This is a genomic window from Reinekea marinisedimentorum (genome assembly GCF_004341165.1).
Classification (GTDB): Bacteria; Pseudomonadota; Gammaproteobacteria; order Pseudomonadales; family Natronospirillaceae; genus Reinekea; species Reinekea marinisedimentorum.
The window spans coordinates 129,904-153,527 of sequence record NZ_SLZR01000007.1; the positions used below are offsets into that span (position 1 = coordinate 129,904).

A 23,624-nucleotide genomic window follows, 5' to 3' on the forward strand; every position below is an offset into this window, starting at 1 on the left:
CGCGCTGGTAGCGCATGACTGCGTAAAGGGAAGTGAGCCTGCCGACGATAACGGCAGGCTGCAGGCCGGATTAGCTAAAGGCTTTTTCCAGCGGCGGAATGATCTGCTTCTTGCGGCTCAGTACACCGTCGAGCCAGGCTTTGCCATCGTTAAAGTCGGCACCGAAGGCGCGCTTAGCCAGCGTATCGTCATCAGAAACAACGATCACTTCTGAGCCTTCCTTCATGATGTCGGTCAACACCAGCATAATGGTGTGACGCTCACCTTCGGCTTTCAGCGTAACCAATTCGGCTTCCAACTCAGCTTTGATGGCTTCAAAAACGGAGTTATCAATCGCTTCCAACTGGCCAACACCGACCTTGTTGCCCGCCATGGAAAAATCTTTGAAGTCACGCAGTACCAGGTCACGCGCCGGTGTGCCTTCAACGGCCGATTTCACCTTGAACATCTCAATGGCCAGGGCTTTGTAGTCGTCAACGCCGGCGATTTGTGCCAGCTCTTCAACAACCTTTTTGTCGATGTCCGTGCAGGTCGGTGATTTGAAGATGACTGTATCGCTCAGAATGGCACACAGCATGATGCCAGCCACATCTTTAGCAATGCTCACGCCGTGGTAGTCGTACATTTCCTTGATGATGGTGTTGCTGCAGCCTACCGGGCGGATCCAGCACTCCAGCGGCGCAGACGTGGTAATGTCGCCCAGCTTGTGATGGTCGACAATGCCCAGAACGGTCGCTTCCGCCAGGTCATCCGGTGCCTGCGCGCGGTCGGAATAATCAACGATATAAACGCTTTCGCCGGCGACACTGGTCTTCAGTTCTGGCGTTGGCATGTTGAAGCGATCCAGCACGAACTGGGTTTCCGGGGTGATCTCGCCCTGACGCACAGGAACAACGTCTTCGCCCAGCTGCTTTTTCAGCTCTGCCAGGGCAATGGCAGAAACAATGGAATCGGTATCCGGCGTTTTGTGGCCAACCGCGTAAAAAGGCATATTTGTAGTCTCCATAATTTTTAGCGGCGCCATTCTACCGTGCTTTTGGCTGCCATTAAACGCACACCGAAACATAACAAATCAGCCATAGACACAGGCGCAGCCAGCCTTTAGCATTCGGCAGCATCTTTTCCAGCACCGCTGGCAACACATTCACCTCAAAATATGGATTCCCACCTTGCTGACCACCGCAAACATCACCATGCAGTTTGGCGCTAAGCCGCTATTTGAAAACATCTCCGTAAAGTTTGGCGAAGGCAACCGCTACGGCCTGATCGGCGCCAACGGCTGCGGTAAATCCACGCTGATGAAGATTCTCGGCAGCGACCTGGAGCCTTCGCTCGGCAATGTTTCCAAAGATCCGAACGAACGCATCGGTAAGCTGAAACAGGATCAGTTCGCTTACGAACAGTTCAGCGTGATTGATACCGTCATCATGGGCCACAACGAGCTGTGGCAGGTAAAGTCTGAAAAAGACGCCATCTACGCGAAGACTGAAATGACTGAAGAAGACGGTCTGCGCGCGGCCGAACTGGAAGGCGAGTTCGCAGAGATGGACGGTTACTCAGCGGAAGCCCGTGCCGGTGAATTGCTGTTGGGTGTGGGTATTCCCATTGAACAGCACTATGGCCCGATGAGCGAGGTCGCACCGGGCTGGAAGCTTCGGGTATTGCTGGCGCAGGTGCTGTTTTCTGACCCGGATATCATGCTGCTCGACGAACCGACCAACAACCTGGATATCAACACTATTCGCTGGTTGGAAGGCGTACTGAACGACCGCCAGTGCACCATGATCATCATCTCGCACGACCGTCACTTCCTGAACAGTGTCTGTACCCACATGGCCGATCTGGACTACGGCGAGCTGCGCATCTATCCGGGCTCTTATGATGAATACATGACGGCCTCGACTCAGGCACGTGAGCGCCTGCTGGCCGATAACGCCAAGAAGAAAGCGCAGATTGCTGAGCTGAAAACCTTTGTCAGCCGCTTCTCGGCTAACGCGTCCAAATCCAAACAGGCCACCTCCCGCGCCAAGCAGATCGATAAGATCGAGCTGGCGGAAGTGAAGCCTTCCAGCCGTCAGAATCCGTTTATCCGTTTCGAGCAGGAGCAAAAGCTGCACCGCATGGCACTGGAAGCGGAAGGGCTGAAGAAAAGCTACGACGAAATTTTGTTCCAGAACCTCGACCTGAAAATCGAAGTGGGTGAGCGCATCGCCATTATTGGTGCCAACGGTATTGGTAAATCGACCCTGATGAAGTGCCTGGTGGGCGATACCGAGCTGGATTCCGGCACCATCAAGTGGTCGGAAAACTCTAACATTGCCTATTACGCACAGGATCACGCTGCCGACTTCCAGAGCGAAAAAACGCTGCTGGAATGGATGAGTGAATGCGGTAAAGAGGGCGACGACGAGCAGGTTATTCGCGGTACCTTAGGGCGCCTGCTGTTCTCGCAGAACGAAATCCATAAGGCGGTATCGGTCATTTCCGGTGGTGAGCAGGGCCGAATGATCTTTGGCCGCATGATGCTGCAACGCCCGAACATTATGTTGCTCGATGAGCCGACCAACCACCTGGATATGGAATCGATTGAATCGCTTAACCTGGCGCTGGAAAACTACCCCGGCACGCTGATCTTTGTCAGCCACGACCGTGAGTTTGTCTCCAGCCTGGCAACGCGCATTCTGGAGATTACCCCGAACGGCATTGTCGACTTCCACGGTACTTACGATGACTACCTGGTGAGTCAGTCGATTGTGGGGTAATTGTTAGATGCTAGTAGTTAGTTGCTAGATGCTAGATGCTAGATGGCTGGTGGAGTGATAAGTAAGGCGTAAAATGTGAGACGTGAGACGTGAGACGTGAGACGTGAGACGTGAGACGTGAGACGTGAGATGTGAGATGTGAGATGTGAGATGTATCAGAGCTGCCAGCGGGGCTTTCTGCGCAGGTGCCGAGGGGTGTCTGAGGCCGCAGGCCGAGTTCCCGAACACCTAAGCAGGAAGTACCGGGTGGTGGCGTAGCAGAGGGGCAGATTCGAGAATCGAGATACTAGCATCTCGCATCTCGCATCTAGCATCTAGCATCTAGCATTTAGCAGCCGGTGGTCTGGTATTAGGGTGGGGTGTCGGGGCTGAGCTGAGTTTCAGCCCCTGGTGGGCGATTAGCCGTAGATGCAGTAGTAGGCGGTATTTACCGGTACCTTCACCTGAAACTTGCTGTTGCCGGCAACATTAAACGACTGGCCATTGCGGTAGGTGCTCCACTCGCTCTCGCCGGGCAGTTGAATTTGCAGCTCACCGGCGATCACGGTCATCAGCTCGGGTAGTTCGGTGCCAAACTCGTACTCACCAGCGGCCATGACACCGACGGTGGCAGGCTTTTCGTGGCCATCAACGGCCAGTGACTGCACCTTACCTTCAAAATACTCGTTGTGTTTAATCATCTTGATCTCTCATAAAAAGGCCCGGTCTTGGCCGGGCCGCATCAGGGCCGCTAACTATACATGGCCTCAATTTCTTGGGCAAAGCGTTGTGCAATCACGTTTCGGCGCAGCTTCATGGTTGGCGTGATTTCGCCCTGTTCAATGGAAAACTCCTGCGGCAGCAGGGTGAACTTTTTCACCTGCTCAAACATCGCCAGCTCGCCTTGTACCTCCTGCAGGCAATGCTCCACGTATTCAAGAACCTTCGAGTTACGAATCAGTTCCAGCCGGTTTTCGTAACTCAGGTTGATGCTCTGGGCATAGTCTTCGAGTGCTTCCCAGGCCGGAACGATCAGCGCAGAAACAAACTTGCGCGCATCGGCAATCACCGCCACCTGCTCAAACAGCGCTTCACGTGCCAGTATGCCTTCCACCTGCTGCGGTGCGATGTACTTTCCGTTGGCTGTTTTCATCAGGTCTTTAATGCGCTCCTGGAAGATCAGGTTGCCCTGTGCATCCTTGTTGCCGGCGTCGCCGGTGCGCAGCCAGCCATCGACCAGTAGTTCGCTGGTCGCCGCCTCATCCAGATAATAACCGTGGGTCATGCCCGGGCTTTTGACCAGTATTTCTTGGGTTTTCGGGTCTATGCGGGTTTCTACATTAGGCAATTGCTGGCCCATACTGCCCGGCAGGTAGCCGACATCCGGCATCAGGCTGACTGTGCCAAAGGTTTCGGTCAGGCCGTAACCAACCTTGACGTTAATGCCCAGCCCGGCAAAGAAGCTGTGAATGCCGGCATCCAGCGAGCCACCACCGCAAGGCATAAAGCGAACCTCACCGCCGAGCGCGTTGCGAATCTTGCTGCCCACCAGCTTTGTGGCCAGTGCCTGCATACGGCGCTGATACCCGTTCAGCTCTTTACCGGCCAGCTGCTGTGCCGTATTGCGCTGCACGCGCACATCCGCCCAGTTCACCATGAAGTGCGCGAGAAACCCCTTCTTTTTGGCTTTGCTGAAGATACCGCTGTGAATTTTTTCCAGCATGCGCGGCACTGCGCAGACGACATGAGGTTTCACCTCCGGCAGCAGCGAGGCCATCTGTTTTACATCATCCACATAGTGGTTGTGGCCACCGGCATAGAGTGCAATCAGGCTCCAACCGCGTTCAAAGATATGGCTCAGCGGCAGTGCCGCCAGCGAACGGTCACCGCGGCTGAAATCCAGTGCCTGCAGGTGCGACTGAACCGTTGCCATCAGGTTGCCGTGTGTGAGCATGACGCCCTTGGGGGTACCGGTAGTGCCGCTGGTGTAGACGATAGTCAGTAAATCAGACTCGGTGGCCAGGTAGGGCTCCGGCGCGGGCAGATTGGTGCCGACCCAGTGCTGCAGATGGTTGTCAGGCAGACTGCTCAGTGAATGCTGACCAATCAATACCGTGCCGGTTAAATCGGGTAATTCGTCGGTGACGCTGGCCAGGGTATGGCTCTGTTCTTCGCCACAAAACGCCAGCCGTACTTTGGCATGCTGCAGAATGTATTGGATCTGCCCCGGACTGGCTGTGGCATAAAGCGGAACAGTTACAACACCCAGGTACATCGCCGCGAGGTCGACCAGAGTCCAGTCCACGCAGTTGTTGGCAAAAATAGCGATGCGCTCACCTCTGCTGATGCCCAGGCTGTTGAGCCTGGCCGCGATTTGCGTGACCTGCTGCCAGGCCTCGGTCCAACTCAGATGATGCCAATGGCCCTGCTGTTTTTCTGAAAGGGCAAGGGCAGAGGGGTAGGTCGCTGCATGGTGCTGCATTTGCGAGATATAAGGCATGGAGTCTCCAGACAGGCTTTATTCGAGTTATTAATATACAACTGTATATCATTGCCGATATCTGAACTATGGCTGCAAAACAAATGCTGTTGTGCCATCTGCTCACGGTAATGGTGCCTTGCAACCGTTCTTTGAAAAGGGTGCAATGAGCGTTTGATTAATTAGAGTAGTTCAACCGATGAGCTTCGATGCCATTTTTATTGATGCCGACAATACCCTGTTTGATTTCGACCGCACGCAGAGCAAGGCCATTGCCGATAGCCTGGCCCGTTTCAGCCTGCCTGCGCACAGCGAAGCGATTGCTCACTACAACCGGATTAACCGTGATTGCTGGAACCAGCACAATGAGGGCTTGATTCATAACAGCGAGATTAATCATTTGCGCTGGAGCCGGTGGACAGAGCATATGGGTTTAATTGAGCAGGTCTGCCCGGTGCAGCTGGCCGACCACTACGAGGCCAGCCTGGCGCAGCATTGCGAAAAGGAAGCCGGTGCCGATGAGCTGATGGATTATCTGCTGGGCAAGTACCCGGTTCACATCATCACCAACGGCTTTCCCGCGGTACAGGCACACCGCTGGCGTTTAGCCGGCTGGGAAGAAAGGCTACAGGGGATCACGGTAAGTTCTGTGGTTGGTGTGAAAAAGCCGGAGCCAGAGATCTACCATATCGCCATGCGTCATGTGGGGGTGAACGATGCCAGCCGCTGCCTGATGATAGGCGACGATATTAAATCGGATGTGCAAGGGCCGCAGCAGGTCGGTATGAAAGGATGTTGGTATCAGCGCAACGACGCTGTGAATGAAACGGATATAGAGCCAGATTTCAGTGTGCGCCATCTGGTCGACGTTCTGAGTATTGCTTAAAAAAAGAGGGCACGAAGCCCTCTTATTTAACTAAGTCGTGCTCTTAGTTGCTCTGACCGCCAGGGCCGCCCTGGCCGCCACCCGGAGGCGGGCCCATCGCATCCATCAGATCTTGTTCACTGATGCCCAGAGCTGCTGCTGCAGTGGCAAAATCCGGGCGCTCACCCTGTACAGGCTCGCCTAAAGCATCAATCAAATCTTGCTCGGCAATGCCCAGGGTTTCTGCAACTTCAGCGAAGTTAGGGCCTCGAGGCGGGCCTTGATCTGAACTGGCTGCAATAGCGGTTCCGATTGAAAGTGCCATAGCCACAGCGGCTGCACATGCGGTTATTTTCTTCATCGTTCTATCCTGTGGTTTGGTTTCCGATGCGCTGAGTATGGCTATTTCAAAGCGATTTCCAATTGGCGCCGGGCAAAACCACCGGCTTCTCCACAATTCGTCAGCGGCTAGCTGACAAAGCCACAATTTATCCGGAGATCACCGAAAATAATTGCACAATTAATGCAGTTCGTAATTTCAGAATGGCAGAAACAAAACAACCAGCACGAGGCAGGTTGTTAGGCTGTGATGGGGTAAGGCTTAGCTTTTTCGGTATTTACGCGCGCCTACCAGGCCAGCAATGCCCATACCGAACAGCAGCAGGCTGGATGGTTCAGGGATGGGAACCTTAAACTCCGTGACATGGCTAATTTCCAGGTCATTCAGATTGAACTCAGACAGGCCCGATAAGCTGGTATCAATAACGCCCCACGAGGTTGAGTCGTTGTTCAGTAGCAGTGCCCACCAGGTGCTGTTCTTAATAACGTAATAGCCAGCGCCGGTTGTTAGCTCAAAGGCCCAGATATTTGATTCACCGTCAACCAGCGTCGCTCCAACCTTTTCATTTTTTGAGGCGTCCTCAGACGTGAAGCTGGTGGGCAAAATAGAATTGACCCAGTTAGCTTCCGTTGTTTCATTAGAACCGTTACCAAAATCTTTCATGTCCGATTTGGAAATTACTGCTAGCAGGGAATCGAGTGAGCCGACATCGGTCGTGCCGCTGCTGTCGGAGATAAAATAACCAAAAGCAGGCGAAACCGTCAGCAGTAGAACAGGGATAAGTTTGAGTAAATTCACAGCATCAATTCCTTGAATGAATTTTCAGTTATGTAGCACGAACTGAGCCAAATGGTGCAACCCCGCTGGATATGGGGATCCGCATCACACTTTGTCTTTCGGGTTGTAAGAAAAACCGACATTTTTTGTCCAAACTGAACAATGTTTGCGATGCGGTTCACAAAAAATCGGCCGCGGTGGCGGAGTCTCCTGTGTTTTTATTCAGATGTAAAGGATTTCGACAGCGCGTCGGCTTTTTCTGTCCCTCATGCCAGCAGCTGCTCCACTAATGTTCTCGGTACTTTAGGCCGCCCTTTGTTGGTCATGCCGGTGCCATAAACCACCGCCTGTACGCAAACGGCACTATCGCTTTTACGCACGATGGTTTGATCAAACTTGAAACGTACCCGGTCGTGCATCGAGAAGTTCACGCCCACATAAAATTCATCGCCACTGGTGAGCGACCTTTTGTAGTCCACTTCGGCGCGAATGACCACCAGGTTTAAACCCTCATCGGCCAGTGCTGCGAAATCGACCTTCTTGCTGAGCAAAAACTCGTGCCGGGCATGTTCCAGATAGTTCTGGTACACAGCATTGTTGACGATGCGTTGCAGGTCGCATTCGTAGTCGCGAACCTTGAAGTGTTCGGTAAACTGAAATTCCTGGGTCATTTTGTGTTCCTTGCAGCTAAACGTTCGGCTATTTGTTCGGAAAGCCCGGCCCAGCGTTCAACCCGCTGGCTGACGCCCTGTTGCCAAACGGTAGCCGCGCCGACAACCGTGACTGTCAGTTTGGCGCGGGTCAGGCCGGTATAGATCAGCTCGCGGTTAAGCAGGGACGATTTTTCGCCCGGTAAAACCACCACCACATGATCAAACTCGGAGCCCTGGGTTTTGTGAATGGTCATGGCATAAACCGTTTCAAAGGCCGGCAGGCGTCCGGGTGTCACCGCGCGATAGCCGTTTTCGGCCTCAAACCAGACCATCAGGTGGCCTTCATCGTTGGGCCAGAGCAGGCCGATGTCGCCATTATACAGTTTCAGGCCGTAATGGTTCTGCGTCACCATAACCGGCTGACCTTTAAAGAACGGCGTGCGCTCTGTATTGACCAGCCGGGTGATGCGTTCGTTCAGTTCCTTGACCCCGCGCTCGCCTTCACGGGTGGCACACAGCAAGCGGAACTGCTGCAGTTTGGCATAGGCCTCGTTAACGCTGCCTTGCTGGGCGATCGGCTGAATATGCTGGCGCAGCCAGTCATTCAGCTGGGCATCAAACTGGTCGTCCGGGACCCAGCGGAGGTCGTTGAATTGTGCGAAAACCTCGGTACTGGCCGCGCAGTTTCCTGCCAACACGGCTCTGGCCAATGCGCCGACACCGCTGTGCTCAGAAAAACGCCGGCTGTGCACCAGTGCAGTGACGCGGTCGAGTGTGGCTTGGCCTTCGGCCGCTGCCGGCAGGTTGATACCCAGCTGCTTCAGTGCAGCGCATCGCTTGGCGCTGTACTGCTGGCGCTGGCCGCTGGTGATATCGGCCAGAACACTGCCTGCAGCGACCGAGGGCAGCTGGTCAGCATCGCCGAGCAGAATGACTCTGGTTTCTGGCTTCAGCGCGCGGATGAAGCGGGTCATCAGAGGCAAGTCGACCATGGAAACCTCATCCACCAGCACCACATCGGCATCAATCGGGTTTTCGCGGTTATGGCGGAAGTGAATGCTGTTGGGAATCACGCCCAGCAGGCGGTGCAGCGTCGCGGCCTCATCCGGGATGCTTTGCGCGGTAATCATATCCAGATTCATGTTGGCTTTGGCCTGACGAATCGATTCGGCCAGCCGTTGCGCTGCCTTACCGGTGGGGGCCGCCAGCCTGATCTTCAGCGTTGTCTCGCTGAGCATGGCCAGCAGCGCCAAAATACGCGTCACCGTATAGGTTTTACCGGTTCCCGGGCCGCCGATGATGGTGGTAAAGCTGGAGAGCAGCGCATTGGCTGCCGCCACCTGCTGCCAGTTGGTCTGGCCCGGTTCGGTGCTGAAAAATTCGCCCAGCAGCTGCCTGGCCAGCTTGAGCGTTTCGCTGGTCAGCGCGGGTTGCCGGTTCTCATGGCTGGCAATAAAGCTAGCCAGCTCCGTTTCAAACTGAAAATAGCGGCGCAGGTACAGGCGCCCCTGATAGAACACGACCGGTGCATTGTGTTCAGGCCGTATCGGCAATTGCTCTAAATGAGCCTGCCATTGCGCCGCAGGTGGAAAACTTTCAAAGCCGTACTCGGCCATCGTGCGGTAGGGGCTTTCCTGCAGGCAGCTGTGCAGGGCCAGGCAGCTGTGCCCCTGTTGCAACGCAAAGCTCATGGCCATGATGCTCTGGCGTAGCAAGGCATCGTCAATTTTCAGCAGCTGGCACACCTCTTGGGCAAGCTGCCGGTCCACGGCCTGGAACGGAGAGGGTAACAGTTCACTCATGGGCGGCTCCGCGCTGGTTTAGGGGTTGCGGTTCAGAGAAAATGGCATCGAGCGCGTCCAGCTCGCTCTGGCTCACCCCGGTAAAGTAAATGCCGTTGCTGTTGTCTGTGTTCATGCCGCGCAGGTACAGGTAATAAACCCCACCAAAGTGTTGCTCCGGGTTGTAGCCGGGCAGCCGGGTCTTCAGGTAGCGGTGCAGTGCCAGCGAGTAAATCAGGTACTGCACATCGTAGCTGGAATGAAACACGCTCAGGGTAACCGCCGCCGGGTGGTAGTCATCCAGCCTTGTGCCCAGGAAGGTCGATTTGTAATCGGCGACATAAAAGCGACCGTCGTGCTCAAATATCAGGTCGATAAAGCCATGCATCATGCCCTTCAGGCGGTTACGCTCTGGCAGGTAGTAGTCCGCATTGCGGTGCTTGCGGATAAAGGCCGCCAGCGCATCGGCCTGCTGGCCCTGCATGGGGAAGTAAAACTCGGCCTCGCGCAGCGTTTTTTCCATGGGCAGATCGGCCAGTTTGCCACCCCGGGGTAGCGGGGCATTGAGAATTTCGTTTAGCCACTGGCTGAATTCTGCCGCTGCGAAGCTCTCAGTCAGGCTCGGGTAACGGGTTTGGCTGTTTTCGTAAGCCTTGGCGAAATCCGGTGACTGGAAATCGAGCACTTCAAAGGCATCGTGCAGCAGGTTGCCGGCCTCGGCACCCTTAGCCAGGCGGAAGCGCAGTTGATCGGATTCAGCCGGCAGTTCGCTGGGCTGATCTTCGTCGCGGTCCGGTTGGCTGTGGCTGCTCAGGCTTTGGTTACTGTGGGAGATATGCCGCGTTAAGGCCGAAAACGAACTCAGCCACCAGTCGCGTTCAATACGGCCGGTAAACTCGGCGATGTGCGGCTGCTGGCGAGACTCCGTTGGTTGCCAGCTGGCGTCTTGCAGCGCATCGGTATTCACCTGCAGCAGGCCGGTGTTTTCTATTTCGGCAAAACTCCCGGTGCTGAACTTATCCAGTTTCAGGGTGCGTGCCAGGGCTGAATTCTTAAAGCTGCCAAAGGGGGCCGCACAAATATAGAGCCGCAATTTGGCGCGCGTAGCCGCTACATAAAACAGCCGGATGCGCTCGGCTTCGTCTTCTTCATTGGCCAGGCGCAGAATATCGCTGTTGTGCAGGTAGGACTGGTGCGCGCTGAAATCCTGGCGGCTGTGGTAGCGCAGCACCGCCGGTGTTTTGGTCGAGCTGCCGTGATAGGCCACAAACGGCAGGAACACCACCGGGTATTCCAGGCCTTTAGAGCCGTGCATGGTGATAATCTTGATCAGCTCGTCGTCGCTTTCCAGGCGCAGGGTGTTTTCTTCCGGCGTGCCATGCTGCTCATCCATAGCCAGCGCGAACCAATGCAGCAGGGCATCGGCCTTGCGCAGCCGGGTACTTTCTTTTTGCAGCAGCTCGGCCAGGTGCAGCATGTTTGTGAGCTGGCGATTGGCATCGGCCGCCGAAGGTTTAAAGTGCAGCTGCAGAATATCCAGCAGCATGCTCATCAGGCCATTGCGCTGCCACTGGTTGCGCCAGTCTTCAAACTGACTTTGCCAGTGTACCCAGCGGAATTCATCGTGCTGCAGTTCATCCAGCTCGGTAACTGAGAGCTGCAGCCAGTTGCTGGCCAGTGCGGCGATGAACAAGCGGTCGTTTTCATACTTCCAGATGCCGCTGAGTAACTGATACAGCTGCCGGGCTTCATCGCTGTGAAACACATTGGCGCGAGCGCTTAAGAATACCGAGCTTAAACCGGCGGCGGTTAAGGCGTTCTGCAGCAGGGTGGCCTCGGTATGGCTGCGTACCAGCAGCGCGATATCACCCGGTTTAACAGCTTGCCCATTGGCGGTTACTGCGCTGATCAGCTGAATAATTTCATTGCTGCACCAGCGCGCGATCTGTTCACAGAAGGCTTTATTCAAGCCCCGGCTGGGCACTTCCGTTGGGCTCAGTGCCACCCATTGCACGGCAGCGCGCTGGCTATCGTCGCTGAAGCTGATGGCTTCTTTTGCTGCCTGTACGGCCTGGTAGCCAATGCCGAAACCAAAGGTTTCAGCGGCATTCTTACCGATAAAAATCTGGTTGTAGCCATCAACGACGCCCTGCGCAGACCGGTAGTTGGTGTTCATCCACCAGTGGTAGTGCGCCTGTTCTTTGGCTTTCAGGTAGGCGAACACATCGCCGCCACGGAACGAGTAAATCGCCTGCTTCGGGTCGCCAATCAGGCACATGAAGGCACTTGGTGCGTTGCCGTAAATTCTGTTAAGAATGGCGTACTGATCCGGGTCGGTATCCTGAAACTCATCTACCAGTACCGCCGGGTAGGTTTCCAGTAATGCCTTGCCCAGCGCATCGCCATTGGCGGCCTGCAGGCTTTGGCTGAGCTGAATAATCAGGTCGTTAAAATCGAGCCGCTCTAAGCGGTCCTTTTCATTGCTGACACGCTGGCGGATAAACTCCACACCATCGAGCGCAAAGTTAATCAGTTCCGCTTTGCGGTTGCTTTGCAGCGCCGGCAACAGCGCGGCGGTGTGGGCAAGCTCGGCCTGTTTTTTCTTGCCGTCGAAGCAGCGCTTCACCACATCGCTGAGCAGGTGTTGCAGCGGCTCGGTGCTGTGCTGTTGGTAGGCGGCATCCAGCCAGGCTAAGTCTTCATGGTTTTTATCAAGCCGGTCCTGTTTCAGCTTGGCCTCGATATTCAGCTTTACGAAGGCTTCGCGCTCGCCCTCCCAGTGCGCCAGAAAATCCTGCCACAGCGGGCTGATGTCGGCTGTTTGTGGCCGTTGCACATCATCGCTGGTGGTCAGCGCCAGCTTCCAGTGGCTGACAAAGCCTTCCGGTGTGGGCCACTGGTTATAGAGTTCTGCGAAGGCGTCGTTGTCTATGTTATTGCGGTACCAATCCTGTGCGGCCTGAATAATCAGCTCGCTGGAATCGCCTTCCAACTGCAGGTTAAAGCTGACGCCGCTTAAGAAGGCCTGTTCGCCCAGCGCCCGTTTGCAGAAGCCGTGAATGGTAAAGATGCTGGCTTCGTCCAGGTGTAGGATGGCCTGCTTCAGCAGCAGGTCGGCCTCGGCACTGGGCAGCTCTTTACGCAGTTCCATAACGACAGGCTCGGTGCTGGTCTGCCATTCGGCTCTGATTTCGCGCAGGAATTCACTCAGCCGGTTGCGCAGCTCCGCCGTGGCGGCATTGGTAAAGGTCATCACCAGGATCTGATGCACCGAGTGCTTCTGTTGCAGCAACAGGCGCAGATAGATGCGCAGAATACTGTAGGTTTTGCCGGTGCCGGCGCTGGCCTCAATCAGGTGCGTGCCGTGCAGCGGAATTTGGGTCAGGGTTAATTCCTGCATTTAGGCGTCCTCGCTGATGGCGCTAAGCGTGATGGCTTCGGGCAGCTCGCTGTACAGTGCGCGCACCTGCGCGAAGATGGCCTCATAATCTTGCTCGACTGCGAAAAAGTGCCGGTTGTACGGGTCATCCAACAGGCCCTGTTTAAAGTTGTAGCTGTCGCCCAGCCACAGCAGGCTCCAGTCTTTCAGGGTTTCTTTCTCGTTCAGCAGGCTCAGTGCAATCTGGCTGTGTACGATCAGCGGCTGGTTCAGGCCGGCGATAAGGGTTTGATAAAACTGCTCAAGCTTTTTACCAGCCTCTTTTACCGGCTGGGCGGTGAGCTGATCAATACTGTTGTCTTTGCCGCGATACAGGCCGATGGTGGTCGTCGGCTGACTGACGTTGGCAAACAGGTGGTGCAGCCATAACGTCGCCAAGTCGCTGCCTTTCGGGTTGGCCATGCGCCAGAACAGAAGGCCGTTGTCGCATTCCGGCAATGAAGTACTGAGCTTGAACCGGTTGAATTCCAGCGTCTGGCTTCTTATTTCAAGACGGTTACCACCGTGCGCGGCGACCTGCTTGCTGAACGCCTGCGCCTGCTGTTGCCAGTCGTCGAGTTGTTCATCAACAAAGCTGAATACCGGCAGTTCGCTACCGGCTTTCATTTTCAGCGCCAGGTCTGGTGAGCATTTCTGGTTCAGCGCCAGGTTGATTTCGTTTTCCTGAAGGCGGTAGCGGTCGAGATGGCTGAGTGCGAACGGTTCGGCATCGTCCAGCTCGACAGCATCGCTTTGCTGCAGGAATAAACCCAGGCGTTGCTGGGCGAAATATTTCGCCGGGTGGGTGAAAAACTGAACCCATTCGTGCAGCTGCCAATCGGTTTTCACATCGCTTAGCGCCGGTAATGAGGTTTGCTCAGCTTGGGCAGCTTCGGCGTTGAGCAGCTTTAACCACTGTCGGTTGAATGATGGCTGCTCGGGCGCATAGTTTTTCAGGCTGAACGGCTGCAGCGGAATGGTTTTCACATCGCGTTGAGCCGAAAAGTTAAAGCTGCCTTTGAGGTAGTCGAATAATTCTTCCAGTACCAGCGAAGGCGGGCGCTGTTCGTTGTTGCGCACATCAAAGCCCTGATAGCTTAAATACAGTGCCTGCCGGGCAGAGAGGATAGCCTCCAGAAACAGGTAGCGGTCATCGCCGCGCCGGGAGCGGTCGCCCAGCCGGGGCGTATCGTGCGCCATCAGGTCGAAGCCCAGTGGCGGCCGGGTGCGCGGGAATTCACCATCGTTCAGGCCGAGCAGCGCAACCACCTTAAACGGGATGGAGCGCATCGGCACCAGCGAGCACACGGTGATCTGGCCGGTCATAAACTGGCTGCCGGTTTGCTCTGGGCTGGCAAAGGCGTTTTCCAGTACCGTGCGGATTACCGCCAGCGGGATTGGTTCGTCGGCCATGCCACCGCGGTTGGCAAACTCGGTGAAGTCGTTGATGGCGTTCAGAATATGCTGGTTGCTGCGTTCAAATTCACTCTCGCCGGAAATCAGCGCCAGCTTGATGTTTTCGGTCAGGTACTTCTGCCAGCCGGAAGGCGTGCGTGCTTTATTGAGCGTTGAACGAGCGTCTTCCAGTTGTTCCAGAATGTTGATCAGCTTGCCCAGCAGAAGGGCATTAGCGCCTTCCACATCGGGCAGCAGCAGCTGATCGCCAAGCAGTGACTCTTCATCGCTGTAGGCAAAGCCCAACAGCAATCGCTTTAAACCCTGACGCCAGGTGAAGTGCTCGGTCACCGGCCCGTTTACCCATTGGGTTTTATGGCGGGCATTCAGGCCCCAGTGAATGTGTGCACTGGCAAGCCACTGCTCGATCAGTACCAGATCGCTGTCGGCCAGCTCAAACTTGTGGCCAATGGCCGGTACCCGCAGCCAGCTGAGTATTTGGTTTACCTCGAAGCGGGCATCGGGCAGGTTGAGCAGTTCCAGAAAGGCAGCCACCGTCGGGTCGGCATCTTTCAGGTTACGGTCGGCCACCGAGCAGGGCAGCGGCGGGCTGGTGGCTTCAATATCGGCAAAGCTCTGAGAAAACACGGCGTGAATAAAGGGCGCGTAGTTTTCGATGTTCGGGCACATTACCACCACATCTTTCGGCGTCAGGCTGGCATCGTTGTTGAACTGGTGCAACAGCCAGTCGTGCAATGCCTGCACCTCGCGAAAGGCACTGTGAGCTTTGGCGATGCTGATACTGTCGTCGAGTGTCCGCTCGCTGTGCTCACTGCGCGCATCGTTCAGGGTGAGTACATCGTGCTGCAACAGTGCCAATGCAGATTGCTGTTCATTGGCGGAAAACACCGGGGTGTCGAAGTGTGCCGTTTCAGAAAGCAGGCGCACAAAGGCCTGGCCTTGTTGCCCTAAGCTCGCCAGCAGCGGGTTGCCGGTTTCGGTATGCAGTTCCAGGTCGTTTTCATCGCTAAAGCTGGACGCACGCTGCTGAATCTTCTTCGCTTCCAGGCGCATGGCCTGTTTTTCTGACTTGATGTCATCCCAGTATTCGGCGCTGGGGTTCAGGTAAAACAGGTGCACATCCACATCGCACTGTTCGCTGAGTTGCTGCAAAAAGTTCAGCCACACCGGCGCCATGGTATTGATGCCAAACAGGTAAAAGGTATCGGGCAGCGGCTCTGCCGGGCACGATAGCTTATCCATTGCCATGCGGATTAAACGCAGCGGGTGTTTGTCGTCCTGTTGGGTCAGCAGGCGCCACAGTTCGGCCTGCCAGCCTTCCTGTTGTTGCAGCGCTTCGCTGCCCGCCAGTTCGCTGGCTTCCCAGGCGTCGATCCAGTCCGGGCGAAACATCAGGTATTGCTCGTACAGGTCGGCCAGTTGTTCGGCCAGTTGAAACCGGCGGCTGTGTTGCAGGTAGCTCGGCTGCTGTTGCCAGTAAAGCGTGGGCTCGGCCATCAGTGGCTGTTCAGTCACTTCGCTGCAGCCCAGTAAATTGAATATGCGCCAGGCGAGAATCTCCCGGCTGTAGGCGGAGCGTTCGGGTACCTGTTCACTGCCAATGACATGGCGGATTAAATCCCAGAAATAACGCACCGGCAGCGGGTAATTGATGTTCATGCAAACCTGGCGTTCGGGCAGGTTGGCAATGGCCATGCTCAGCCAGTGCTGCATGCCGGGGTGCTGAACCAAAATATTCTCTGCGCTGAACGGGCCGGAAGAAGAGGCCTTGGAAATTTCGTTAAAGGCGAAGACCAGGTTTTCCATACGATTGGAAGGGTAGCTATAAAACATGGCCGCTCCGGTTCAAAAATGTATCGGGTTAATTCTAATGGTCAGCATTAGGCGGGTTTTAAATTTGAGTATTAAAGTGTATCACGATTTAAAAAATCTCAGCTGAATCGCCAGTCGCTTCAGTTTGTGAGCGAGTAAGAAAATATTGCATAAAATGAAAAATAATCTTGCGCTGCTGTTGAATTGTCATAATGACATGGTAGTCTAAAGCCCGTTAGCTCGGTGCTAACAAACGAACTGCGATCTTTCGCGCTAATCAGGAGAACTCACATGATCTGCACAGCACCTAAACATGCTCAGACTTGTTTTACCCGCATGGGTAATGGTTCTCGCACGTATGCGAAAAATAATCGTCTGGAAATATCGCGTTTCGTTTAATGTCACTTACCGAACCGCGAGCTTTATAAGCGGTTCGGCAGCAGTAACATCCTTCCATTTTTAAAGCTCCCGGTTCATTAAATTCTTAATGGAGTTTGTTATGAACCTGGTAAATACCTTTGCACGTATTAAAAAACTTTTTGCTAAATCTAAGCGCCCAAACATTACTGTGATTCAGGGGAATGAGCACCTGGCGCGTGATATTGGCCTGTACAACATTAACAGCGACAGGCGCGTGGATGTAAAACAACCCAGCGCGAAGGATGTGATTGTTTTGCAGGGCTTCACGCGTGCCCCGTAGGGTGAAGTCAGGGTTTAAAAGGTTTTAACCCTGACGGAAATAAAGTTATTAAGGAATAAAGCAAACTGTTTTTCAGGTAATTGATTTGCCGATGAACAAAGCGCTAACGTCGCGAATGGCCGACACCCTTTGAAGAGCACTTGCCTTTGCAAGCGCTCTTTTTTGTATGGCTGTTTATTGGGAAATTGTGCGGTTGTTTAACGGCTGTACCGGGCGATTGTTCGGCAAGTGAACAACTTCACCAAAGGCGTGAATGATTTCATCGTTGGTATAGTTTGCTTCTTTTAATACGATCCACTGAACGTTTTCTGAGCAGGGGGGCGTCGTTAACGAGCCGGTAAACTGGTAGCTCACTAAACTTTCTGGCAGCAAACTGTTGGCATCAATTGGGTTTTCGTAACTTTGCTTTTCATAGGTTTTTGGCAGTTGCGTTTGCCAGACACTTGCAAGCCCTTCTCTCGGCTCACCGTTGTCGTACATCACAGCAACAACGGCGTAGTTTCCATCTGCATCCTGATGAACAAAGTGTGCCTCCAGCGGGAATTGCTTTCCGTTGATGGTGTTTTCACTCGGGGAATGAAAGTGGAACTGTTTTAGCTCGTACTGGTGATCACCCACGGTCAGCGTACTGCCCGGCGCATAATTTACCTGTAAGGCGTGGCCGTTGTTGATCATTTCATAACCGCCGGCTTTGTAGTCGAACGTCAGTGGTGATTGGGTGGTACTTACTGCACTGGAAATATCGACCGGTGACTGCAGCTTGCCCATAGCGCACATGGCAAAGCTTTCATTTAAAGAGCCCCAGTGTGCCGGGCCTTCTTCTCCTTCGTAACCCCAGTGGGCAGATTGCGCGAAGCTGTAGCCGGTGCATAAAAGTGACGCAGTCACCGCGGCAGCACAGAGTGTTTTAGTTTTCATGATCGTTTCCTTTCAGTTTCTTTAGAGGTATAAAAAAGACCCGAATGATTCATGAAAGCCGCGTAATTAAACAGCGGTCAAAATTTAAAATTGATGCTCACAATGTAAAGCTTGTGAAGCCGTGTGATGGACTCGTATGTTTCCGTTACTGCTCACTGCCGGTTGGCAGTGATCCGGTTTTTTCAAAACGGTCGATGCACTTTTTGCAGATGCACTGGCTGTTCAACCCGCGTTTTTTAGCCAGTGCGATTAATGCTTCCGGTACCTTGGTTTGCATGCACCAGCAGGAAGTGTCTGCGCTGCACTGGTTGCTGCCCAAACAGATTGGGCATTGGTTGCTTAACGGTTGTTTCATTAAAAGCCCTTGTTGCCGGCGGTGAGGGCGAAGACGAGCTCACCGTTTATTACTTGCAGGTTTTCCGGTGCAAAGGTGACGCGGTTGGTATCGAATGTCCAGTTTCCCTTTGCCCAGCGGGAGTGATCGAATGAATCGAAATCGTCACGCCATTGAAGCGCAAAACCGGCGTCTTTTGAATAGCTGTAGTATTCCATCCAGTCAATCGCCTGATAAAGCGGCAGGTGCGAGAGGTCAATTTCACCAACCCATTCCGGCACGTCTGAAATCCAGATATTCGAGCGATAGGTTTGAGGCGTATCGCGCAGGTCAATCACTTGTTGTGAGTTTGCAGCCAGCTCCGTTCTGACGGCAACGCCATCGACCTTCCAGATGACGGCATCCGGCGTCCATTCCAGGGTGTAGGTGTGGTAGTCGCCGATGTTTTCAACCTCTGCCTCGTGCTCGGTGGTTACCCGGCTGCTCAGGTCGCCGGTGATGATATTGGTCTGCAGCAGGTCAGGGCGAATGCCAATGGTCTCGAAATCAATCTCACGCCAGGGAATGCCCTTACCCTGCCAGGATTGGTTATCGTAGGTGAAAAACGAGGAAACCACGCCAGGCTCCGATTGCATCTTCATGCGGAAGACGAACTTGCCGTAGAGTACGGTATCCAGGCTATAAAGTTCCGCACCGTACAGCGATGGGTCGCTATCGGCAGCCTGGGCAGGCAGTGAACAGAACAGTGCGCCGGTGGCAATGGCCAGTGTACTGATAAGAGGAAGGGGGCGTTGCATGGCGTGATCCTTATTATTGTTGTTTGAGAGTTAATATCGTCAGTTTAGATCACTTAGGCTCAGTGTAGTAGTGGTTTGATGTTCCAGTATGGATTAATTGTCTGTTTGTGTCGTAGGCTTCAGCGATTCTTTGATGGTGGGCCGGAAAGCTCCGCTTTAACGAGTTTAACGTTCGTGTGCGTTTTTAGATCGCCGGTGCCAGCCGTGCCACAAGTTCATCTATTCGTAGGATGAGGCCCGTTTGTTCCTTATTTCTTTCACAATTTACTGGTTTGCTTCGGCATTATTGCAATGCTGATTTTTCTTTACCCTTTGGAGAGTCCCTGAAATGAGTCGCTTTAAAAAACTTTCTATCCCAACCATGGTGCTGCACTGGAGTGTGGCGCTGCTGATGATTACGGCAACGACGGTCGGCATCATTATGGAACAGATGGAACGCTCGCCCGAACAGCGCGAAATTATGAACATTCATAAAAGTATTGGCTTGCTGATTCTGGTGCTGGCGCTTGCCAGGATTATCTGGCGGGTAAAGGAAGGCAAGTTGCCGTCGCTGGGTGCTATGCCGCGTTGGCAGGAGATCTCTGCCGCCTCCGTGCATGGTCTGCTGTTGTTGTTGACTGTGGTGATGCCAATTTCGGGCATCATGATGAGTGTGTCGCATGGCCGCGCAATCAGCTTCTTTGGCGTGCCGGTCATCCCGTCGTCTAATCTGGATGTTGCCTGGCTGGACCAGCTGGCACACGTGATTCACGGTGGCGGTAAATGGGCCATCATCATTATCGTCTCGGTACATGTGGTAGCGGCCATAAAGCATCAGTTCATCGATAAAGACGGAACCCTTTCACGCATGCTTGGCGCCGGCGAAAAGTAAATGGCGGGTGGCTGTCTGTAAATAAGAGCGGGGAGTTATACGCCGCAGATTGTCGGTATACCCCGTCGACGAAAAGGTAGCTCCTAAATAGACCGCTGCAAGTATCGTCCTGATACGCTCGACGAAAACATCCATGTTTTCGACGTCTATTTAGGAGCTACCTTTTCATCGCCTTGAAGGCAGTGGTGACTTTGTCAGCAGTCTGCGGCGAGTTATTCGCCGTTTTTTATGCCTGAAGGAATCCGCTATTGGTAGGTTTTGCCCTGGTGGCGCAGCCATCCACCTGGGTGTTTTCCCGCCGGGTCGTGATGGGTCCAGTGGATAACGCCGCCCTGCGGGTTCCATTCGTATTCACCGTAAAACTCAACGCTGTCGCCAACCGCAAGATCGCTGACTCTTGGCGCCAGGTCAATATTGTGCGCAACAAGCAGGGTTTGCCCGTGTGACAGCTCAAGAATAAAACGCTGATGCCGGCTGCCTTGCAGATCATCCGCCAGTACCCGGGTGACAATGCCCAGCCCCTGAACCTGCAAGTCACTGGTTTTATTCTCGTACGCATCCAGAAGGACCGCATCGCTGGAGCTTGCCTGCCGGAAGTTAAATTCACCGGCACTGACAAGGCTGAAGCTGCACAGTGTGATAGCGATGGAAATAAGAAGTCTGTTCATAAATTAATCCATATCCCGGATATAGCATCAATTCATAGCCTGTAGATAAAGTTACAGGCGAAAAAAAAGCAAGCTAGAAGCTTGCTTTTTTCTGTCGGCTATCGAAATTAGATAGCAACGATGTTCTCAGCCTGAGGACCTTTCTGACCCTGAGTCACTGTGAACTGAACTTTTTGGCCTTCAGCCAGAGTTTTGAAGCCAGAACCTGAAATCGCGCTGAAGTGAGCGAAAACGTCAGGACCAGATTCTTGCTCGATAAAACCGAAGCCTTTAGTTTCGTTGAACCATTTTACTGTGCCAGTAGTTGTATTAGACATTTTATATATCCCATAGAAATTAAATCGTGCGCCTTTACCAATTATTTGGCAGGCATTAAAAGCGAAAAACAAACGAAAATTTAAAAACTACAGGACGGAGTACTTCAAGCAACTACGAAATGGAGGTTGTAAAATTGATGCTTACTTTTTAGCTTGGTCGCGCAGCGTACAGACCGATCTGACGTAAGTCAAACGATATTTGTTGCTTTGCTATTTACGAAGAGTGTTCGAAACGTTTACTCATTGATACATAAGAACCGGGCCTGATCTGCAGCCTTTTATTCATGGGTCTTCGGCCGAAGTCCTCTTGTTCCTCCGGCGCTGCGAAATTTTTTGTTACCCGGGCGAACATTTCCGGCGTATCGGTGGTGCTTCGCTCCGGTTGTGCTTTACGACGTTTTTCAATCTACTGTTTTGCCTATCAGGCTATCGCCCTGAACTATTTGCTTCGTTGATACGTAAGGCTATCCAGGGAAGGAGTAACCTTAATGAATATTCTGATAATTGGCGGCTCGGGCGGGATTGGCTCTGCTGTGGTTGAGCGGCTGCTGGAGGAGAAGCCGGGCGCAACCCTCTATGCCACTTACCGGTCTAAAAGACCTGCGCTGCAACATGATCGGTTGCGTTGGTTTCAGCTGGATGCATCCGATGAACGGTCGGTGGCGCAACTGGCAGCAGTGCTGCCTGCATTAGATATGCTGATCAATGCCATTGGTTTTTTGCATTCGCCTGAGCACAAGCCAGAAAAATCGATTACTGAGTTTGACCCTGATTTTTTCCAGCAGAATATTCAGGCCAATACGCTGCCATCTCTGTTGCTGGCGAAGCATTTCAGCCGACACTTAAAAGCGAAATCGACGAGCTATTTTGTCTCGTTCTCGGCACGCATTGGCAGTATTGAAGATAACCGCATCGGTGGCTGGGTGAGTTACCGGGCCTCGAAAGCCGCGCTGAATATGGCTTTGAAAACCATTAGCATTGAATGGCAACGCAAGCTGCCCAACTGCTGTGTGGTTGCTTTTCATCCTGGGACGACGGATACCGGGTTATCCAAACCTTTTCAGCGCAATGTGCCGCAAGGTCAGCTATTTACGGCCGATTATGTGGCGCAGTGTTTGTTGAGTTTGCTGAGCCGGCTAAGTGCCCAAGACAGCGGCAGGTTGTTCAGCTACAGCGGCGAGGAAATTGATTGGTGAACTGGCAGTGGCGCATCCGCCACTGGCCAGAGCAGGCTTTATGACGCAGCTTAAAGTTACAACTGAAACGGGTAAATGCTGCCCACGCCGGTCAGCTGCGTCAGTTCATCCAATGCGGTGCGGCTTTCTGTCAGCAGTTTCGGGTCGGCCAGGTCTGCCTGAATGAGCCGGTCGCGGTAGTGTTTATCGACCCATTGGTTCAGGTTGGCATAAAGTTCATCGGTGAGCAGTACGCCCTGATGCATGGCGGCCAGTTCGGTTTCATTAATGGCGACCCGCAGGCGCAGGCAGGCAGGGCCACCACCGTTGTTCATCGACTGCTTCAGGTCGAATACCTTGACTTCGTTGATCGGGTTGCTGCTGTTGGCCAGGAGTGAATCCAGATAGCGGGAGACAGATTCCGTCTCGCGGCATTCGCCGGGCACCACCAGCGTCATGCTGCCATCTTTGTTGCTCAGCAGCTGGCTGTTGAACAGGTACGAGCGTACGGCGTCGAGCACGCTGACCTCACGGGTTGGCACGCAAACAGCAATCAGGTTGCTGCCAACCAGCTTGTCGTCGATTTCTTTCAGTACCTGTTCAGTATTCAGGAACGCTTCCTGATGATAGAAAAGCACGTTGCCGTTGCCGACGGCGATCACATCGTTATGGAACACACCGGCATCGATGACCGCAGGGTTCTGCTGAGCGAACACGACGTTGCGGTTGCCCAGGCCGTGCAGGCGGGCGATAGCTTCGCTGGCTTCCAGCGTCTGCCGGGCCGGGTATTTCTGTGGCGCAGGCAGGCTGTTGTTGAATGAGGCCTGGCCATAAACGAACAGCTCAACACCACTCTGGCCATAGCCGGTGCAGAAGCGAGTATGGTTGGCGGCGCCTTCGTCACCAAAGCTGGCAATGGCGGGCAGCGCCGCGTGATGGGCAAAGTAGTGCTCGTTGGCGAAGATGCTCTTCAACATGCGGGTGGTGGTTTCGTGCTCGATGGAGCGGTGAAACTTGGCGTTCAGATTGGCGGCAGTGAAGTGCAGGCGTTTATCCATTGTATCGGCACTGGGTGATACGGTGGCGGCGTTGGCTGTCCACATGCAACTGGCGGAGCAAACCGCGCTGAGCAACACCGGGTTCTGCTTTTGCACCTTTTCCAGAATTTGCGCATCGCTGCCGCTAAAGCCGAGTGCTTTGAGTGCCCAGATGGCCGGGCGCTCATGCGGCAACAGAATGCCTTGTTTGAAGCCAGCATCGGCCAAGGCTTTCATTTTTTTCAGCCCCTGCCTGGCGGCTTCTTTCGGGTTGGATGCGTCGGCGGTGTGCGAGGTTGAGGCGATGTTGCCGTAGGAAAGGCCGGCGTAGTTATGGGTGGGGCCGACGAGGCCATCCAGATTCAGTTCATATGCTTTCATGTCGTTCAGCTCCAGCTTTCCAGCTCAATAATCGTGCTCTTGAAATTAGGGACGCGTAAACCCATCCGTGGGGCTCAACTTCGGCTTCCTGCCTCAGATGCCCTAATCTCAAGAGCACGATCATTGAGCTTAGTCCGTGGCAAA

Annotated in this window: 20 protein-coding genes; 5 read left to right on the forward strand and 15 right to left on the reverse strand. The window is 53.9% G+C overall.

Annotation, left to right across the window (positions count from 1 at the left end; all coding sequences use genetic code 11):
* Window positions 1-70: 70 nt before the first annotated feature.
* A complete protein-coding gene (locus BCF53_RS09800) occupies window positions 71-991 on the reverse strand; it encodes a manganese-dependent inorganic pyrophosphatase (RefSeq protein WP_132701549.1) in 921 nt (306 codons plus the stop codon).
* Between the two features lie 178 nt (window positions 992-1,169).
* On the opposite strand from BCF53_RS09800, the gene BCF53_RS09805 reads away from it, so the two are divergent.
* Complete coding sequence (locus BCF53_RS09805) at window positions 1,170-2,762, forward strand: ABC-F family ATPase (protein ID WP_132701550.1); 1,593 nt, start codon at window positions 1,170-1,172, stop codon at window positions 2,760-2,762.
* A gap of 398 nt (window positions 2,763-3,160) precedes the next feature.
* Here the strand turns inward: BCF53_RS09805 and ppnP are convergent, their stop codons facing one another.
* Together ppnP and BCF53_RS09815 are read right to left on the reverse strand one after the other, a co-directional pair.
* On the reverse strand, window positions 3,161-3,442 hold the full coding sequence (ppnP, locus tag BCF53_RS09810; RefSeq protein WP_132701551.1) for a pyrimidine/purine nucleoside phosphorylase: 282 nt from the start codon (window positions 3,440-3,442) through the stop codon (window positions 3,161-3,163).
* Between the two features lie 50 nt (window positions 3,443-3,492).
* Window positions 3,493-5,241: an AMP-dependent synthetase/ligase gene (locus tag BCF53_RS09815; RefSeq protein ID WP_132701552.1), complete on the reverse strand. Its 1,749-nt coding sequence runs from the start codon at window positions 5,239-5,241 to the stop codon at window positions 3,493-3,495.
* A 178-nt stretch (window positions 5,242-5,419) separates the two neighbouring features.
* On the opposite strand from BCF53_RS09815, the gene BCF53_RS09820 reads away from it, so the two are divergent.
* Window positions 5,420-6,106 (forward strand): HAD family hydrolase, encoded by a 687-nt coding sequence (locus tag BCF53_RS09820; RefSeq protein WP_132701553.1) that lies wholly within the window; start codon window positions 5,420-5,422, stop codon window positions 6,104-6,106.
* Window positions 6,107-6,149: 43 nt separating this feature from the next.
* On the opposite strand, the gene BCF53_RS09825 is transcribed toward BCF53_RS09820, so the two are convergent.
* The 6 genes from BCF53_RS09825 to recC all read right to left on the reverse strand — a co-directional run bounded on the left by BCF53_RS09825 (window position 6,150) and on the right by recC (window position 16,303).
* Window positions 6,150-6,446 carry a hypothetical protein gene (locus tag BCF53_RS09825; RefSeq protein ID WP_132701554.1) on the reverse strand — a complete coding sequence of 99 codons (297 nt, stop codon included), beginning with the start codon at window positions 6,444-6,446 and terminating at the stop codon, window positions 6,150-6,152.
* A 240-nt stretch (window positions 6,447-6,686) separates the two neighbouring features.
* Complete coding sequence (locus BCF53_RS09830; protein WP_132701555.1) at window positions 6,687-7,223, reverse strand: PEP-CTERM sorting domain-containing protein; 537 nt, start codon at window positions 7,221-7,223, stop codon at window positions 6,687-6,689.
* Between the two features lie 245 nt (window positions 7,224-7,468).
* The gene (locus BCF53_RS09835) at window positions 7,469-7,873 is read right to left on the reverse strand and encodes an acyl-CoA thioesterase (RefSeq protein WP_132701556.1); all 405 of its coding nucleotides are present in this window, start codon (window positions 7,871-7,873) and stop codon (window positions 7,469-7,471) included.
* On the reverse strand, window positions 7,870-9,657 hold the full coding sequence (gene recD / locus BCF53_RS09840) for an exodeoxyribonuclease V subunit alpha (protein ID WP_132701557.1): 1,788 nt from the start codon (window positions 9,655-9,657) through the stop codon (window positions 7,870-7,872). Before recD ends, BCF53_RS09835 begins: the two co-directional genes overlap by 4 nt.
* Window positions 9,650-13,036 carry an exodeoxyribonuclease V subunit beta gene (gene recB, locus BCF53_RS09845; protein ID WP_132701558.1) on the reverse strand — a complete coding sequence of 1,129 codons (3,387 nt, stop codon included), beginning with the start codon at window positions 13,034-13,036 and terminating at the stop codon, window positions 9,650-9,652. Before recB ends, recD begins: the two co-directional genes overlap by 8 nt.
* Window positions 13,037-16,303 carry an exodeoxyribonuclease V subunit gamma gene (recC, locus tag BCF53_RS09850; protein WP_132701559.1) on the reverse strand — a complete coding sequence of 1,089 codons (3,267 nt, stop codon included), beginning with the start codon at window positions 16,301-16,303 and terminating at the stop codon, window positions 13,037-13,039.
* A gap of 478 nt (window positions 16,304-16,781) precedes the next feature.
* On the opposite strand from recC, the gene BCF53_RS09855 reads away from it, so the two are divergent.
* Window positions 16,782-16,982 (forward strand): hypothetical protein, encoded by a 201-nt coding sequence (locus BCF53_RS09855; RefSeq protein WP_132701560.1) that lies wholly within the window; start codon window positions 16,782-16,784, stop codon window positions 16,980-16,982.
* 174 nt (window positions 16,983-17,156) lie between these two features.
* Here BCF53_RS09855 and BCF53_RS09860 read toward each other — a convergent pair whose 3' ends face one another.
* The 3 genes from BCF53_RS09860 to BCF53_RS09870 all read right to left on the reverse strand — a co-directional run bounded on the left by BCF53_RS09860 (window position 17,157) and on the right by BCF53_RS09870 (window position 19,031).
* Window positions 17,157-17,900, reverse strand: a complete 744-nt coding sequence (locus BCF53_RS09860) for a carbonic anhydrase (protein WP_132701561.1) — start codon at window positions 17,898-17,900, stop codon at window positions 17,157-17,159.
* A 145-nt stretch (window positions 17,901-18,045) separates the two neighbouring features.
* Window positions 18,046-18,255 carry a cysteine-rich CWC family protein gene (locus tag BCF53_RS09865; protein WP_132701562.1) on the reverse strand — a complete coding sequence of 70 codons (210 nt, stop codon included), beginning with the start codon at window positions 18,253-18,255 and terminating at the stop codon, window positions 18,046-18,048.
* Complete coding sequence (locus BCF53_RS09870) at window positions 18,255-19,031, reverse strand: glycoside hydrolase family 16 protein (RefSeq protein WP_132701563.1); 777 nt, start codon at window positions 19,029-19,031, stop codon at window positions 18,255-18,257. The genes BCF53_RS09865 and BCF53_RS09870 overlap by 1 nt, the downstream gene beginning before the upstream one ends.
* A gap of 328 nt (window positions 19,032-19,359) precedes the next feature.
* On the opposite strand from BCF53_RS09870, the gene BCF53_RS09875 reads away from it, so the two are divergent.
* Window positions 19,360-19,902: a cytochrome b gene (locus BCF53_RS09875; RefSeq protein ID WP_132701564.1), complete on the forward strand. Its 543-nt coding sequence runs from the start codon at window positions 19,360-19,362 to the stop codon at window positions 19,900-19,902.
* Window positions 19,903-20,147: 245 nt separating this feature from the next.
* On the opposite strand, the gene BCF53_RS09885 is transcribed toward BCF53_RS09875, so the two are convergent.
* Window positions 20,148-20,570 carry a DUF3465 domain-containing protein gene (locus BCF53_RS09885; RefSeq protein WP_132701565.1) on the reverse strand — a complete coding sequence of 141 codons (423 nt, stop codon included), beginning with the start codon at window positions 20,568-20,570 and terminating at the stop codon, window positions 20,148-20,150.
* A gap of 107 nt (window positions 20,571-20,677) precedes the next feature.
* On the reverse strand, window positions 20,678-20,887 hold the full coding sequence (locus tag BCF53_RS09890) for a cold-shock protein (protein ID WP_132701566.1): 210 nt from the start codon (window positions 20,885-20,887) through the stop codon (window positions 20,678-20,680).
* A gap of 488 nt (window positions 20,888-21,375) precedes the next feature.
* On the opposite strand from BCF53_RS09890, the gene BCF53_RS09895 reads away from it, so the two are divergent.
* Window positions 21,376-22,083: an SDR family oxidoreductase gene (locus tag BCF53_RS09895; protein ID WP_132701567.1), complete on the forward strand. Its 708-nt coding sequence runs from the start codon at window positions 21,376-21,378 to the stop codon at window positions 22,081-22,083.
* Window positions 22,084-22,139: 56 nt separating this feature from the next.
* On the opposite strand, the gene astB is transcribed toward BCF53_RS09895, so the two are convergent.
* On the reverse strand, window positions 22,140-23,480 hold the full coding sequence (gene astB / locus BCF53_RS09900) for an N-succinylarginine dihydrolase (protein ID WP_132701568.1): 1,341 nt from the start codon (window positions 23,478-23,480) through the stop codon (window positions 22,140-22,142).
* Window positions 23,481-23,624: the final 144 nt, after the last annotated feature.